Here is a 12,783-nt window from a genome sequence, read left to right on the forward strand (position 1 = left end):
TCTAAAAAAATCAATTTATTAATGGTTTAAACGGCTCTCTTGAGATAGGGAGCGCAATTTATTTACATATGAAAAAGATTTTGTTAAGTATTCTGTCTGTATTATTGTTTGCAGGCTTTTTGTCGGCTAAACAGCCGGTTGCTCCTTTGAAGGTAATGACGTTCAATATTCGTATGGATACGAATGCTGACGGAGATAATCAGTGGAGTAACCGAAAGGATTTAGCGGCTAATCTGGTTAAATTTTATAATACGGATATCTTTGGAGCGCAGGAAGTATTGAATCACCAGCTTACGGATCTTTTGACACGTCTGCCGGAATATGCCTATGTCGGTGTTGGTAGGGAAGATGGAAAGACCAAAGGTGAATATGCTCCGATTATCTATAAAAAAGACCGTTTCGAACTTGAAGACAGTGGTAATTTCTGGTTGGCCGAAGATATGAATGCCGTAGGTAAAAAAGGCTGGGATGCAGCTTGCGAACGTGTTGCTACCTGGGGTATCTTTAAAGATAAAGAATCCGGGAAAAAGTTTTTCTTCCTGAACACTCATCTGGATCATATGGGAAAAGTAGCCCGCCATGAGGGAGCTTCTTTAGTGCTGGAAGAAGCACATAAGCTATCTAAAGGCTTACCGGTTATTGTTACAGGCGACTTTAATGCGACTCCGGATGATGATCCGATAAAAGTATTGACAGATAAAAGCGATCCGCGCCATGTGATCCATACCCGTGAAGTGGCAGATTTGAAATATGGCCCGGAATGGACTTTCCATGACTACGGACGTATTCCTCTTGAAAAGAGAGAATGGATCGACTATATTTTCATGAAAGGAGACATAAAGGTTTTGACTAACGGTGTACTTACAGATACACTTAATCATCTGTATCCGTCCGATCATTGTCCGGTTATTGCAACTTTGGTAATTAAATAGAAAATATTGGTCTGTAATGGAATGCACTTCGGAGTAAATCTATTTATAACCTATTTTATATGTGTTTTATTTTGTTAATTATCGGAGGAATATTAGTTAATGACTAATTTGTGTTTGGTGTTTTTTTCTACAGTTTGTATCTTTGTATCGTTCTGAATGTAGATATACGTCTGAACAGAAAAAACCTTAGCCTAAAAGTCAGGATAATAAATATTAAACACAATAAGGTATTTTTTTTACATTGGTCTAAAGAATTGAGAATTAAAAACACAACTGGAAAAGGGTCGCCTGTGAAGGTGGCCCTTTTTATTTCCAATATATTTCATGGATACTTCTTATATCAGTATATTTGCGTTCGATTTGTTAAACATAAAACATAAAGAAAATGGAGAACAATAACAAACCTTCTAACGAGATACAGGTAGAACTGTCAGAAGAAATGGCACAGGGTACTTATGCAAACCTGGCAATTATTTCACATTCAACATCAGAGTTTATACTCGACTTTATCCGTGTGGTACCGGGAGCTCCGAAGGCACAGGTGAAAAGTCGTGTGATCCTGACTCCGGATAATGCGAAGCGCTTGTTTTTTGCATTGCAGGATAACCTGGCAAAATATGAAGAACAGTTGAAAGTAGGAAATAAGACGGCTAATTTTGAAGATTTTATTCCACCGATGGGAGGCGTTCAGGGGGAAGCCTGATTTATCGTGTTTTAAACTAAAAAGGGATCGTTTCAATTATCAGAAACGATCCCTTTTTAATTTTTTGAAGCTTGTGTGTGTTACCCCATCTTCTTGTTGATAACAATGTGACCGACGTAACCAAGGATGATAACTGCCAAACCTGCGATAAGGATAGTGTTGGTTACACCTCCGGTAATAGCCGGTACAGCAAGGATGATTACACCGATTAGGAGTACGATTACCCCAAGATTTTTGACTAATTCGCTCATGGTTATAGATGTTTTTATAATAATTTTCTTTTCTACCGCAAATAAAGTAATAATAACCCGATTGCAAAAATATTTTAGAATAAAAATAATGAATCCATCAAATTTAGCGGTTATATTTGTAGGATCAATACAGTTATATATGATACGAATACTTTACTTAGTTTATTTATGGCTGTTTTTTGTGCCTGTCTTTCTGGTGCTCACGATCGTTACAGCCTTAACTGTCATCGCTGGTTGTTTGTTGGGGGGAGAAAAGATTTTTGCTTATTACCCGGGTATGATCTGGTCCCGGCTGACATGTTATCTGGCACTCTGTCCCGTAAAAGTAAGAGGTCGGGAAAATATAGATCGTAAACAATCATACGTGTTTGTCTCAAACCATCAGGGGGCATTTGATATTTTTCTTATTTATGGTTTTCTGGGCGTCCCGATCAAGTGGGTGATGAAGGCTGGTATCGGAAAGATTCCTTTTGTGGGAGCCGCCTGTCGTGCTGCTGGTTTTATATTTGTGGATAATTCTACGCCTAAAGCAGCAGCCCGCAGTGTGCAGGAGGCGGAACGGTGTCTCAAAAACGGTGCCTCTGTTGTTGTCTTTCCGGAAGGTTCAAGGACCTATACCGGGAAAATGATCCGTTTTAAAAAAGGCGCTTACCAGATGGCTCTCGATCAACATTTGCCGATTGTGCCGATTACATTGAACGGACCTTTTGATGTTTTGCCGATCGGATCGCTGAATGTGCACCGGCATAAAATGGAGATGATCATTCATCCGGCTATTTCAACCGAAGATATGGACCCTTCCCATAAAGGGATGCAGCAATTTGCAGACCGGACGCAGGCGATCATTGCTTCTGCCTTATGGGAGAAGTATAAGTGAAATTAGTTCCATGCTTTCAATAAACCAGTCTTGGTTACACCCAGACTGAACCCGACACTCTTGCCCAGCATCGTTCCGGTATCGGCTGCAACTGATCCGGTAAACTGCCATCCTTTTAACCGGGGATGCGTGTAGTTGATATCGACCAGGCTGGAAGTTCCGTATTTCTTATTCAGGTATGGGATATAAGAGGTCCCCCAACCGTTCATTGCCGTGAATAATACGCGGTAGGACAGGAGTGCGTTAATATTGCCTTCTGCGCCGAAATGCCAGCTTTTAACACGATTGTTCTCAAAGCCTAAAGTACCGTCTGTGTTATATTCCGGTGCGGGAATCAGCGGTGAACCTACTCCACGGTTAAAATAAGAAAAACCAGTCCGGTATTCTCCATTATTATAATAATCATCGTTTCCACCTCCGCGGCCGCCTTTCCATTTATCACGGTCGAATGTGATAAAGTGCATCGGTCCACTTTGATTCATTGTTACCAGATATTCGGCTACAATTTTATTTAGCCAGGGAATAGTTGGTAAATCGACTTGAATACCCCATAAGCCGTCCGTTTTATTGGCAAACTCCATCCCCGACTTATCATTGAAATAATGTTGATAATAAAAATGTCCTCCCCAGTCCTTTTGTGTGTAACTTAATTTGAAATCGTAAGAACCGTAATGGCTGCCCAGTACGTTGATCTGATCGGATGCTGTTGCGTCGTCGCCACCCTTTTGTCCGAAAACTACTCTTATGAAATCTTTAAAAGATTGTGGTTGCTTGCCGATTCTGGGATTAGTGGAAGTACCTCCCCATTGGGCAAAATGCTGAACACCGGCTGTGAAGGATAAAGGAAAATTATTTTCTGTGTCCTTAATGCGGAAGAAGAAGGATTTATGATGCCATAATACATTCTTCACGTAAGTCTGTTTCGAGTTGGCGAAATCTTTCAGGTAATCGGTATCGAATGACTTACCTACGGCAAAATCACCTCTCACCTGTAGCCACCCTTTAGTTAAGGGAACTAATGTAAATTCAGGCATACTGATATTAATTTCCGGGATAGGACGGGCATTAGCCGATTGAGTCATATCACCCGAACTCAGGTTACGGTCCCATAACGAATTATACCGTTCCTTACTTCCAATGCTGAGCAGCATGCTTCTGTATCCTATTTCCGCATAAGCCTGTTGAATGAAAACATTACGGTGGCGTGGTACGGCTGCAACGAGATCCAACCCTGCGCCCCAGTAGAACTTCGAACCGAAATGTTGGTTATGAAAAACTCCTGCATTCAAAAGCCCGTTTCCTGCATCCAACGGAACAACTCCATAGCGGTTGCTGACCATCCAGAACGGGGTGTTCGAACCGGTTGCTGCCGAACCGAACAGCTCGGCTTTATAAATTGTGGAATCTTGTATCTTGTTGATCTGGGAATAACTGCGAACAGAAATACTAAGCAAACTTATTCCTATTAATATAATATGTAAGGCTTTCATTTAATTTACTTTTTTGTCCGCAACAAAGGTAATGATAAATATAATGCTTCAAGAGACTCATTTAAAAAAGAAGCTTAAGCATTATAAAAATACAAATATAATTGTATCTTTGTTGTCACTGCTTGATTTACAACGTTTGATATGGATGATAAGCTACTTTTGTTTGAATTTCTTGATGCTGAAAAGTATAGAATTTCATTATCTTTGGGGGAATGTCAGTTAGATTCCAAACCTTTAGGGAGGAATGAGGCAGGCATAGTCTTCAAAGCGAGAATGAATGGAAAAGATGTTGCCTTGAAATTCTTTTTGTTTAATGGCGATGACTCAAGAAAAGGGAAGTGGTTAAATAAACTTAAAGCAAGATACCTGGAAATATCGCTTCTGGAGACAAGAAATAACATTGTCCAGTATGCCGACTTTGATATCGTAACTGTCGAAGGGGAGGAAATACCGGTCCTTGTGATGAAATTGTATAAATGTTCGTTGGAAGAATACCGGAGTATACTTTCGATGGATACTTTCTTGAAGCTGTTCCGTTTCCTGACGAACACCGTGCAGTTCCTGCATAGCATGGGAATCAGCCATGGAGCTATAACTCCCCGTAATATCCTGGTGGACGATCATAATGATTTTGTCCTGACGGATGTCTCTATCCTGGAGAATAACGATGCCGGTTATTCAGATATCACCGCGATCGGAGAGGTGCTGCAATGGTATGCTTTCGGAAATATCAGTAACGATGCTGGCATAAGCAAGGTTTTCCCGGCATTGAAACTGTATGACCAGATCGTGGAACGTTGTCTGACACAGGATAACAGCCGGCGCTTCCGTTCGGTGGATGAGATATTGGCTTTTGTAGAGATCCAGAAAGAACGTGATCCGAGTGAGTTATTGAAAGAGTTCAGCCTGATCTGCCGGAAGAACTTTCCTAAGGAACTTCCCGAGTTTGTCCATTGTTCGGACCAGGCAAAGATCACAAAACTCTTTTCCGAGTTTGTCTCCAGAAAAGACTTCTTTGGCAGCAACCTGATCTATTTCACGGATGTGGAGCGGAATGTCTTTTCTCCTCAGATATGCAAGAACGGATATATCAAGTTCGATAACTCAGCACAATATAAGGTATTGGATATCTGGATTCACAGTGACAGCGATATGCGGAACGACTATATCCTGGTTCACCATTCGAACACACTGCCCGAAAAGGTAAACGGCAAGGATGTGTACCGCTGGGCCGTTTATGAAGAACGTACGCAGATCACTTGGGAGGAAGCGATGAACGGTTTCGCTGAAAGCGACGGGGACATTATCGCGCTGGACCGGACTAAAATTGAGTTTTACAACCGCATCTCCCGTGAGGGGTATACTTTTATTGCGCTGAACCATCTGCATAGTCTGGCATCTCCCGCCAATGCCGGGACGTTACGCGATTACTTTTTCCGTTTTAGCTTTAGTTATGTCAACCGTTACATTCTGGAAGATATGAATAACCAGATGAAGCAACATATCTCGGCTCTCGGCAGAAAATGATCAGAAGCCTTTCCGGTTCATCCAGTCGAAAACCGTCCGGTAGGTGTGGTCGCGGGATTCTTTTTCGGAGAGTATCAGGTCATGGATGCCGTTCGGTATCGTGTCGCGGGTCACATACTCTCCCAGCTTCGGAGCATACTTCTGGATATCGTGTACATCCAGTACTATGTCGGAAGATAGATATTCGTTATGCCATTCTTTAGTCTCCGGATATGACTTGTCGGACGACATGACCAGAACCGGACAATCCAGGTGCAGGCCTTTCCTTACTTTTCGTTGCCCTTCCTGAATAGCCTTTATCCAGCCAGCCTTTTTAGGATGCCCGTTAATCATCTTCCAGTTTGTATCGTATTCCCATTCCCCTTTGAACTGCTTCAACAGGCTGTGTGCGTAAGATGCAATGCCATAGCCTTGTACGGTCAGGTTCGGCAAGAATCTCCCTATAAATGCCACAGCTGGAATAGCAATCTTTTCCATAAACCATCCGAAGTTCCAGTCGAGGAAAGGACTGTTCAATATCAACCCGTCGACCGGAAGGTTATCCTTTTTACTATCCAGATATAATGGGGTGATCAATCCTCCCGTGGAATGAGCCATCAACAGGATTCTGTCATTCCCTTCCGAACGTATGGTTGCCAGTGCCGTATCGATATCCGCGAAATACTCCGTAAGGCTTTTGCAGAAAAATGGATTCTGGTTGGGGAGGATGGAACGCCCGTATTTTCGCAGGTCCATCGCATAGAAGTTGTAACCGTGTGCATTCACGCTATCACCCAGTTGCTTCTGAAAAAAGTAATCGTTGTAACCATGAATATACAGGACCGCCTGTTTTACATCGGGCAACTGGGGCTTCTTGACCAGCGTACAGACCACTTTCCCTTCGTAATCGTCGGGCATTTGAAAAGTACGACGCAGGTATCCGTCTCCCAATACATCGGGTACATATTGGGCATACAGGTTGATTGCCAGTAGAATAAATAAAGATGTAAAATAAAGTTTGCGTCTCATAATCGTTTTCCTTTTATAACCACGAGGGGTATATCATTGTTCCGGTCACAAAGGTAGGTAAACAATTAGAACGGAAGACATTGTATTTTAATCTTTTCTATATTACTATTTAGTTCTTTCCTCTTGTATTTTTATTCATTCCGGCATGCATGAATTTAATTTTGAGCATGCCGGAGATTAAATTTATGCATGCTCAAAATTGATTTTTAGCTTGCTCAAAAGAAAAAGAATAAGGGAGAAAAATACGAAAAGTCTATGACAAACAAACTAAATAGTCAAGTCTTTCCGGTTAGTTTGATTTATGCTGCTCTTTATTTCATTAAATAAAATAATTGTGTACTTTTAGGACTTCATTAATGATCAATAAGGGAAGATAGTTATGAGACGTTTTTATTCTTTGTTACTGATGGTGCTGTGTTGCACCGGTTTGTTTGCCAAGACGAAGAAGGCAGTGTATATAATCATCGACGGGGTTCCTGCCGACCAGATCGAGAGACTGCATACTCCGGCGATTTTTGATATAGCGTCGAGGGGAGCCTATGGCAGGGCTTATACCGGAGGTGAGATAGGAGGATATTCCCAGACCGCTACGATCTCGGCGATCGGATATACCAATTTGCTGACATCTACTTGGTTTAATAAGCATAATGTGGGCGGCAATTCGGACCTGAAACCCAATTATAACTACTGGACTATCTTCAGGATCGCGAAAGAACAACCCAAAGAGTATAAAACAGCCATTTATTCCAGCTGGACGGATAACCGTACCGTGTTGATCGGGGAAGGGAAGAAGGAAACAAACAATCTTAAAATAGATTATGTAAAAGACGGTTACGATCTGGATACGGTCCGTTTCCCTAAAAAGGAGAAGGATTTGCATATCTTCGATATAGATGAACAAATATCGAAGGATGCCGCAGAAGGTATCCGTAAAGAGGCTCCCGACCTGAGCTGGGTTTATCTGTGGTACACCGACGACGCAGGGCATATTGCCGGAAACGGGGCTTTCTTCGACGAATATGTCCGGAAGGCTGACAATCAGGTTGCCCGTATCTGGGAAGCTGTCAAGTACCGCGAAGCAAACTTTGATGAAGAATGGATGGTTGTTGTTACAACCGATCACGGACGCGGAGAGAATGGGCATGGTCACGGGGGACAGTCCTGGCGCGAACGTACTACCTGGATTTCGACCAATATCCCTGTAAACAGTCATTTTACAAAAGGCTCCCTGGCTATCACGGATATTGCTCCTTCCATTTGCCGTTATATGGGATTTGAAATCCCGCAGGCTGTACTTTGGGAGCAGGATGGCATGCCGTTTATCGGGCAGACCGATATTTATGATTTGCAAACTCTGCCTTATGATAATACGGTGGAGTTGTCCTGGAAATCCTACACAGGAAATGCCCCGGTCACAGTCTATGCCGCTTCCGCTAATAAGTTCAGGGAAGGCGGAAAGGATGAGTGGACTAAGCTCGCGGAACTTCCGGCCGGCGTGAAAAGTTATACGGTCGATCTGCAGGTTCTACCGGCATCGCAGTTTTATAAGTTCGTTGTCGTGTCTCCGGGCAATCATCTAAATCGTTGGTTACAGAAATAAAAGAAATTATGTCGGTTGTTTTCTCCAGAGACTTTTTATAGTCAAGTTTTAGCTTTTATGCTCTTTTAAATGCTTGATGTTTAGGCGTTTTATGCTGAAGGGTGATTGCGAAAAATTCTTGTAGGTGGTCAAAAAAGGAGCTGTCTGAACAAGGAGAGACTATAGTGCTAGTTGGAATATCTGTCATGTAAAAATAGATTTCATTTGTATTATTAAAATAAAATGTTATGAAAAAAACTCTTTGTGTATCAACTCTTTTATGTTTAGCCGGACAGCCGCTCGTGGCACAGGAACGTCCGAATGTTATTGTTTTTCTGGTCGATGATATGGGCCTTATGGATACTTCGCTTCCGTTTCTGACGGATGAGGCAGGTAATCCGGTCCGTTATCCGCTGAATGACTGGTATCAGACTCCGAATATGGAGCGTATGGCTCGCCAGGGAATTCGTTTTTCTACTTTCTATGCGCAAAGTGTCAGTTCTCCTTCCCGTGCATCTATCATGACCGGCCAGAACTCGACCCGACATAGAACGACCAACTGGATCAATTCTGAAACAAATAACAAAACACCTTTCGGGCCGACAGACTGGAACTGGAAAGGTATCTCGAAGAATGATGTAACATTGCCCCGTGTGCTGCACGATGCCGGATATAAAACGATCCATGTCGGCAAGGCTCATTTCGGTTGCCAGAACAGCGACGGTGAACTGCCTCAGAATATAGGTTTTGATGTGAATATTGCCGGTTCTTCCATCGGGCATCCGGGTAGTTATTACGGGGAGAACGGATACGGACATATCAAAGGACAGAAGGCTCGTGCCGTACCGGGATTAGAAAAGTATCATGGTACAGATACATTCCTGAGCGAAGCTCTGACATTGGAAGCCAATGAGCAGATCACTGAGGCTGTAGGGGAGAAGAAGCCTTTCTTCTTATATATGTCCCATTATGCTGTTCATTCTCCTTTTGAGGCAGATAAACGTTTTGCCGATCATTACCGTTATACGGGAAGGCCGAAAGTCGCGGCTGATTTTGCTACGTTGATCGAAGGAATGGATAAATCGCTGGGTGATATTATGGATCATCTAGAAGAATTAGGGATTGCCGAGAATACATTAATTATATTTCTGGGTGACAATGGTTCCGATGCCCCTTTGGGTGATGATAAAGGTTACACTTCTTCTGCTCCTTTGCGTGGAAAGAAAGGCTCTGAATTTGAAGGTGGTGTCCGCGTTCCGTTTATTGCCTGCTGGGGTAAGCCGGATATGAATAATCCGCTTCAAAAACAATTACCGATTGAAGTCGGTGGTGTCCAGTTACAGATGGGGACTGTTATGGATATTTATCCGACACTTGTTTCGTTGAGCGGAGCAAAAAATCCGAAGGACCATATTATCGATGGTGTCGACCTGCGGGACCAATTGGAAGGAAAGAGAAACAATAGCCGTCCGGAAACTGTGCTGATGCATTTCCCACATGAGCATCGGGGAAGTTACTTTACTACTTATATAGAAGGAGATTGGAAACTGATTTATTATTATAATCCGGAAAATCCGTCCGAACCCCGTTACCGTCTGTATAATCTAAAGAAAGATCCGGGCGAATCATTGGACGTGTCGGAAAGAAATCCAAAATTACTGGTCAAGATGGTAAAAGCAATGACGGCACAACTCGATGCCGAAGGTGCGCTTTATCCGGAAGATGCGAACGGAAATGTGCTGAGACCGGTTTATTAAAAGAGGAAGTAGCAGACGTTTGGAGTAAAAAATAACACGTAATGTGTTGTATACTCGGAAAAACTTCTTACCTTTGCCCCGCAAATTTTTAAGTACTAACAAATATAAAACAGCGTTTTATGAACAATTATGAAACCGTTTTCATTTTAACTCCCGTTTTGTCTGACGCACAGATGAAGGAAGCGGTAGAAAAATTCACGAACCTCCTGAAAGAACAGGGTGCTGAAATCGTGAACGAAGAAAATTGGGGATTGCGCAAATTAGCTTATCCTATCGACAAGAAAACAACAGGCTTCTATCAGCTGGTTGAATTCAAGGCAAATCCGGAAACTATCGCTACTTTGGAAGTTCACTTCCGTCGTGACGAACGTGTGATCCGCTTCCTGACTTTCCGCCAGGACAAATATGCAGCAGAATATGCCGCTAAGAGAAGAAATCTGAAATCATCTAAAGAAACAGTAAAGGAGAATTAATCATGGCAGCAACTCAATCAGAAATCAGATATTTAACTCCGCCTTCAGTAGACGTTAAGAAAAAGAAATATTGCCGTTTCAAAAAGAACGGTATCAAGTATATCGATTACAAAGATCCTGAATTCCTGAAGAAATTCCTGAACGAACAGGGTAAAATTCTTCCGCGTCGTATCACAGGTACTTCTTTGAAGTTCCAGCGTCGTATCGCTCAGGCTGTAAAAAGAGCTCGTCACCTGGCGTTGCTTCCTTACGTAACCGATTTAATGAAATAATAAAAAGAGAGGAGACAGAATATGCAAGTTATTTTGAAAGAAGATGTAATCAATTTAGGTTACAAAGACGATATCGTAACAGTAAAAGACGGTTACGGACGTAACTTTCTAATCCCCACGGGTAAGGCAGTAATCGCTTCTGAGTCTGCTAAGAAAGTATTAGCTGAAAACCTGAGACAGCGTGCTCACAAATTGGCTAAGATCAAAGAAGATGCTCAGGCATTGGCAGCAAAGTTGGAAGGCGTTGCATTGACTATCGGTGCAAAGACCAGCTCAACTGGTACAATCTTCGGTTCTGTTACAAATATCCAGGTTGCTGAAGCTTTGGCAAAAGCTGGTTTCGAAGTAGAACGTAAGATTATCTACATTAAGGATGCTGTTAAGGAAGTAGGTAACTACAAAGCAATCCTTAAACTTCACAAGGAAGTTTCTGTTGAAATTCCTTTCGAAGTGGTTTCTGAATAATTCAGTAAACGATATAAAGTTGAAAAGGGCAGTCCTTCGGGATTTGCCCTTTTGTGGTTTTATATAGTTGGGTGGACTACTTTTATATTGTATAAAGATTCATCTGGTTTTGTTCTGTTATCCTATGAGCCGGATACCGGAATGAACGACGTTAAACCGGCTATGACTAATTATTTATAGAAAAAGACTTCTCTTTATCAGTAAAAAAATGCTACATTTGCCCCGAATTTGCATAAAATCGTTTACTGTGGCTAGAATATCTTTTCTATATATTAATCTGTTGATGGCCTTGTTTTTGACTCTTCCTGTACTTCAGGCGAGAGAGAAGACTTTTACTGTCGTGATTGATGCCGGTCATGGAGGAAAGGACCCTGGGGCTCGCGGTACTGTTATTAATGAAAAAGCTATTAATCTTTCTGTGGCTTTAAAACTTGGGGATAAGATAGCCGCCGGTCATGACGATGTAAAAGTTATTTATACCCGTAAGACAGATCGTTTTATAGAACTAGATGAACGTGCGAATATAGCTAACCGTAATAAGGCGGATCTTTTTATATCCATCCATACGAACTCAGTCAAAAAAGGTAGCACTGCTCGTGGAACGGAAACTTATACGTTAGGTTTGGCTCGTACCGACGAAAACCTGGCTGTGGCTATGCGTGAAAACTCTGCTATTTTGCTGGAAGATGACTATCAGCAGAAGTATGAAGGTTTTGATCCGAATTCATCCGAATCCTATATTATTTTTGAGTTCATGCAGAACAAGCATATGGAGCAGAGCGTTAGTTTTGCTTCAGAGATACAAAAATGCTTTGTCTCGGCAAAACGGGCAGATAGAGGGGTAAGGCAAGCCGGTTTCCTGGTTTTGAGGAAGACTAGTATGCCAAGTGTTTTGGTCGAACTGGGGTATATTTCGAATCGGGATGAGGAGCGTTTTATGAAATCTTCGGATGGGCAAAACCGGTTGGCGAGTGCTTTGTATGACGCATTCAGCAGGTATAAGAAAGAATACGACAGAAAGCAGGGAGGGTTATCCGGATCTGTGCAGGGTATAACAAGCTCGGAGGTGTCTTATGTTGAATATGAAGCAACGGAAGAGGCTGTGCCTGCCGGTAGTGAAGAGGATATTCTGAATAAAAAGAAAAATGCTTCGGTTTCTTCACAAAAGAAACAAACTACTGCTGCGACTCGGACAAAATCGAATGCAACAGGGAAATTTGTCTATAAAGTGCAAATTCTTACCTCGGATAAAAAACTTTCTCCGGGGGCAAAAGTGTTTAAAGGATATAAGAATGTAGACTTCTTTGTGGAGAAAGGAATCTATAAATACACCTATGGCGAAACGACCGATTTCGATTCGATCAGGAAGTTGCGCCGACAGGCTGCTAAAGACTTTAAAGATGCTTTTATCGTAGCATTTAAAGATGGCAAAAAGGTAAAGTATTAAAA

General features: G+C 42.1%; 13 protein-coding genes. 10 read left to right on the forward strand and 3 right to left on the reverse strand.

What is annotated here, in order from left to right:
* Positions 1-68 precede the first annotated feature (68 nt).
* Both HMPREF1535_RS24570 and HMPREF1535_RS24575 read left to right on the forward strand, forming a co-directional pair.
* Positions 69-932: an endonuclease/exonuclease/phosphatase family protein gene (locus tag HMPREF1535_RS24570; RefSeq protein ID WP_007654171.1), complete on the forward strand. Its 864-nt coding sequence runs from the start codon at positions 69-71 to the stop codon at positions 930-932.
* A gap of 385 nt (positions 933-1,317) precedes the next feature.
* Positions 1,318-1,635: a DUF3467 domain-containing protein gene (locus tag HMPREF1535_RS24575; protein WP_046147929.1), complete on the forward strand. Its 318-nt coding sequence runs from the start codon at positions 1,318-1,320 to the stop codon at positions 1,633-1,635.
* A gap of 80 nt (positions 1,636-1,715) precedes the next feature.
* On the opposite strand, the gene HMPREF1535_RS26045 is transcribed toward HMPREF1535_RS24575, so the two are convergent.
* On the reverse strand, positions 1,716-1,886 hold the full coding sequence (locus tag HMPREF1535_RS26045; RefSeq protein ID WP_165364523.1) for a hypothetical protein: 171 nt from the start codon (positions 1,884-1,886) through the stop codon (positions 1,716-1,718).
* 139 nt (positions 1,887-2,025) lie between these two features.
* On the opposite strand from HMPREF1535_RS26045, the gene HMPREF1535_RS24580 reads away from it, so the two are divergent.
* On the forward strand, positions 2,026-2,763 hold the full coding sequence (locus HMPREF1535_RS24580; protein WP_044215226.1) for a lysophospholipid acyltransferase family protein: 738 nt from the start codon (positions 2,026-2,028) through the stop codon (positions 2,761-2,763).
* A gap of 2 nt (positions 2,764-2,765) precedes the next feature.
* Here the strand turns inward: HMPREF1535_RS24580 and HMPREF1535_RS24585 are convergent, their stop codons facing one another.
* Positions 2,766-4,253, reverse strand: coding sequence for a capsule assembly Wzi family protein (locus HMPREF1535_RS24585; RefSeq protein ID WP_007654167.1), 1,488 nt, complete (start codon positions 4,251-4,253; stop codon positions 2,766-2,768).
* A gap of 141 nt (positions 4,254-4,394) precedes the next feature.
* Between HMPREF1535_RS24585 and HMPREF1535_RS24590 the strand changes: the two genes are divergently transcribed.
* Positions 4,395-5,780 carry a protein kinase domain-containing protein gene (locus HMPREF1535_RS24590; protein WP_046147930.1) on the forward strand — a complete coding sequence of 462 codons (1,386 nt, stop codon included), beginning with the start codon at positions 4,395-4,397 and terminating at the stop codon, positions 5,778-5,780.
* Here the strand turns inward: HMPREF1535_RS24590 and HMPREF1535_RS24595 are convergent, their stop codons facing one another.
* Complete coding sequence (locus HMPREF1535_RS24595; protein WP_046147931.1) at positions 5,781-6,788, reverse strand: alpha/beta hydrolase; 1,008 nt, start codon at positions 6,786-6,788, stop codon at positions 5,781-5,783.
* Between the two features lie 379 nt (positions 6,789-7,167).
* Here HMPREF1535_RS24595 and HMPREF1535_RS24600 point away from each other — a divergent pair, with 379 nt between their 5' ends.
* From HMPREF1535_RS24600 to HMPREF1535_RS24625, 6 genes are all read left to right on the forward strand, one after another.
* A complete protein-coding gene (locus HMPREF1535_RS24600) occupies positions 7,168-8,388 on the forward strand; it encodes an alkaline phosphatase family protein (RefSeq protein ID WP_046147932.1) in 1,221 nt (406 codons plus the stop codon).
* Between the two features lie 227 nt (positions 8,389-8,615).
* Positions 8,616-10,124 (forward strand): sulfatase, encoded by a 1,509-nt coding sequence (locus tag HMPREF1535_RS24605; protein WP_010800476.1) that lies wholly within the window; start codon positions 8,616-8,618, stop codon positions 10,122-10,124.
* Positions 10,125-10,243: 119 nt separating this feature from the next.
* A complete protein-coding gene (gene rpsF, locus HMPREF1535_RS24610) occupies positions 10,244-10,597 on the forward strand; it encodes a 30S ribosomal protein S6 (RefSeq protein WP_007654157.1) in 354 nt (117 codons plus the stop codon).
* 2 nt (positions 10,598-10,599) lie between these two features.
* A complete protein-coding gene (gene rpsR / locus HMPREF1535_RS24615; RefSeq protein WP_007654155.1) occupies positions 10,600-10,869 on the forward strand; it encodes a 30S ribosomal protein S18 in 270 nt (89 codons plus the stop codon).
* Positions 10,870-10,890: 21 nt separating this feature from the next.
* The gene (gene rplI / locus HMPREF1535_RS24620; RefSeq protein WP_007654153.1) at positions 10,891-11,334 is read left to right on the forward strand and encodes a 50S ribosomal protein L9; all 444 of its coding nucleotides are present in this window, start codon (positions 10,891-10,893) and stop codon (positions 11,332-11,334) included.
* A 247-nt stretch (positions 11,335-11,581) separates the two neighbouring features.
* Entirely contained in the window at positions 11,582-12,781 is a 1,200-nt protein-coding gene (locus HMPREF1535_RS24625) for an N-acetylmuramoyl-L-alanine amidase family protein (protein WP_392391981.1), read from the forward strand.
* Positions 12,782-12,783 lie beyond the last annotated feature (2 nt).

It is taken from the genome of Parabacteroides goldsteinii DSM 19448 = WAL 12034 (assembly GCF_000969835.1).
In the GTDB taxonomy this organism is placed as follows: domain Bacteria; phylum Bacteroidota; class Bacteroidia; order Bacteroidales; family Tannerellaceae; genus Parabacteroides; species Parabacteroides goldsteinii.

Excerpts from the sequence above, each read along its gene's own strand:
- HMPREF1535_RS24570 (WP_007654171.1), top strand. The coding sequence starts at position 69 with ATGAAAAAGATTTTGTTAAGTATTCTGTCTGTATTATTGTTTGCAGGC.
- HMPREF1535_RS24575 (WP_046147929.1), top strand. The coding sequence starts at position 1,318 with ATGGAGAACAATAACAAACCTTCTAACGAGATACAGGTAGAACTGTCA.
- HMPREF1535_RS26045 (WP_165364523.1), bottom strand. The coding sequence starts at position 1,886 with ATGAGCGAATTAGTCAAAAATCTTGGGGTAATCGTACTCCTAATCGGT.
- HMPREF1535_RS24580 (WP_044215226.1), top strand. The coding sequence starts at position 2,026 with ATGATACGAATACTTTACTTAGTTTATTTATGGCTGTTTTTTGTGCCT.
- HMPREF1535_RS24585 (WP_007654167.1), bottom strand. The coding sequence starts at position 4,253 with ATGAAAGCCTTACATATTATATTAATAGGAATAAGTTTGCTTAGTATT.
- HMPREF1535_RS24590 (WP_046147930.1), top strand. The coding sequence starts at position 4,395 with ATGGATGATAAGCTACTTTTGTTTGAATTTCTTGATGCTGAAAAGTAT.
- HMPREF1535_RS24595 (WP_046147931.1), bottom strand. The coding sequence starts at position 6,788 with ATGAGACGCAAACTTTATTTTACATCTTTATTTATTCTACTGGCAATC.
- HMPREF1535_RS24600 (WP_046147932.1), top strand. The coding sequence starts at position 7,168 with ATGAGACGTTTTTATTCTTTGTTACTGATGGTGCTGTGTTGCACCGGT.
- HMPREF1535_RS24605 (WP_010800476.1), top strand. The coding sequence starts at position 8,616 with ATGAAAAAAACTCTTTGTGTATCAACTCTTTTATGTTTAGCCGGACAG.
- rpsF (WP_007654157.1), top strand. The coding sequence starts at position 10,244 with ATGAACAATTATGAAACCGTTTTCATTTTAACTCCCGTTTTGTCTGAC.
- rpsR (WP_007654155.1), top strand. The coding sequence starts at position 10,600 with ATGGCAGCAACTCAATCAGAAATCAGATATTTAACTCCGCCTTCAGTA.
- rplI (WP_007654153.1), top strand. The coding sequence starts at position 10,891 with ATGCAAGTTATTTTGAAAGAAGATGTAATCAATTTAGGTTACAAAGAC.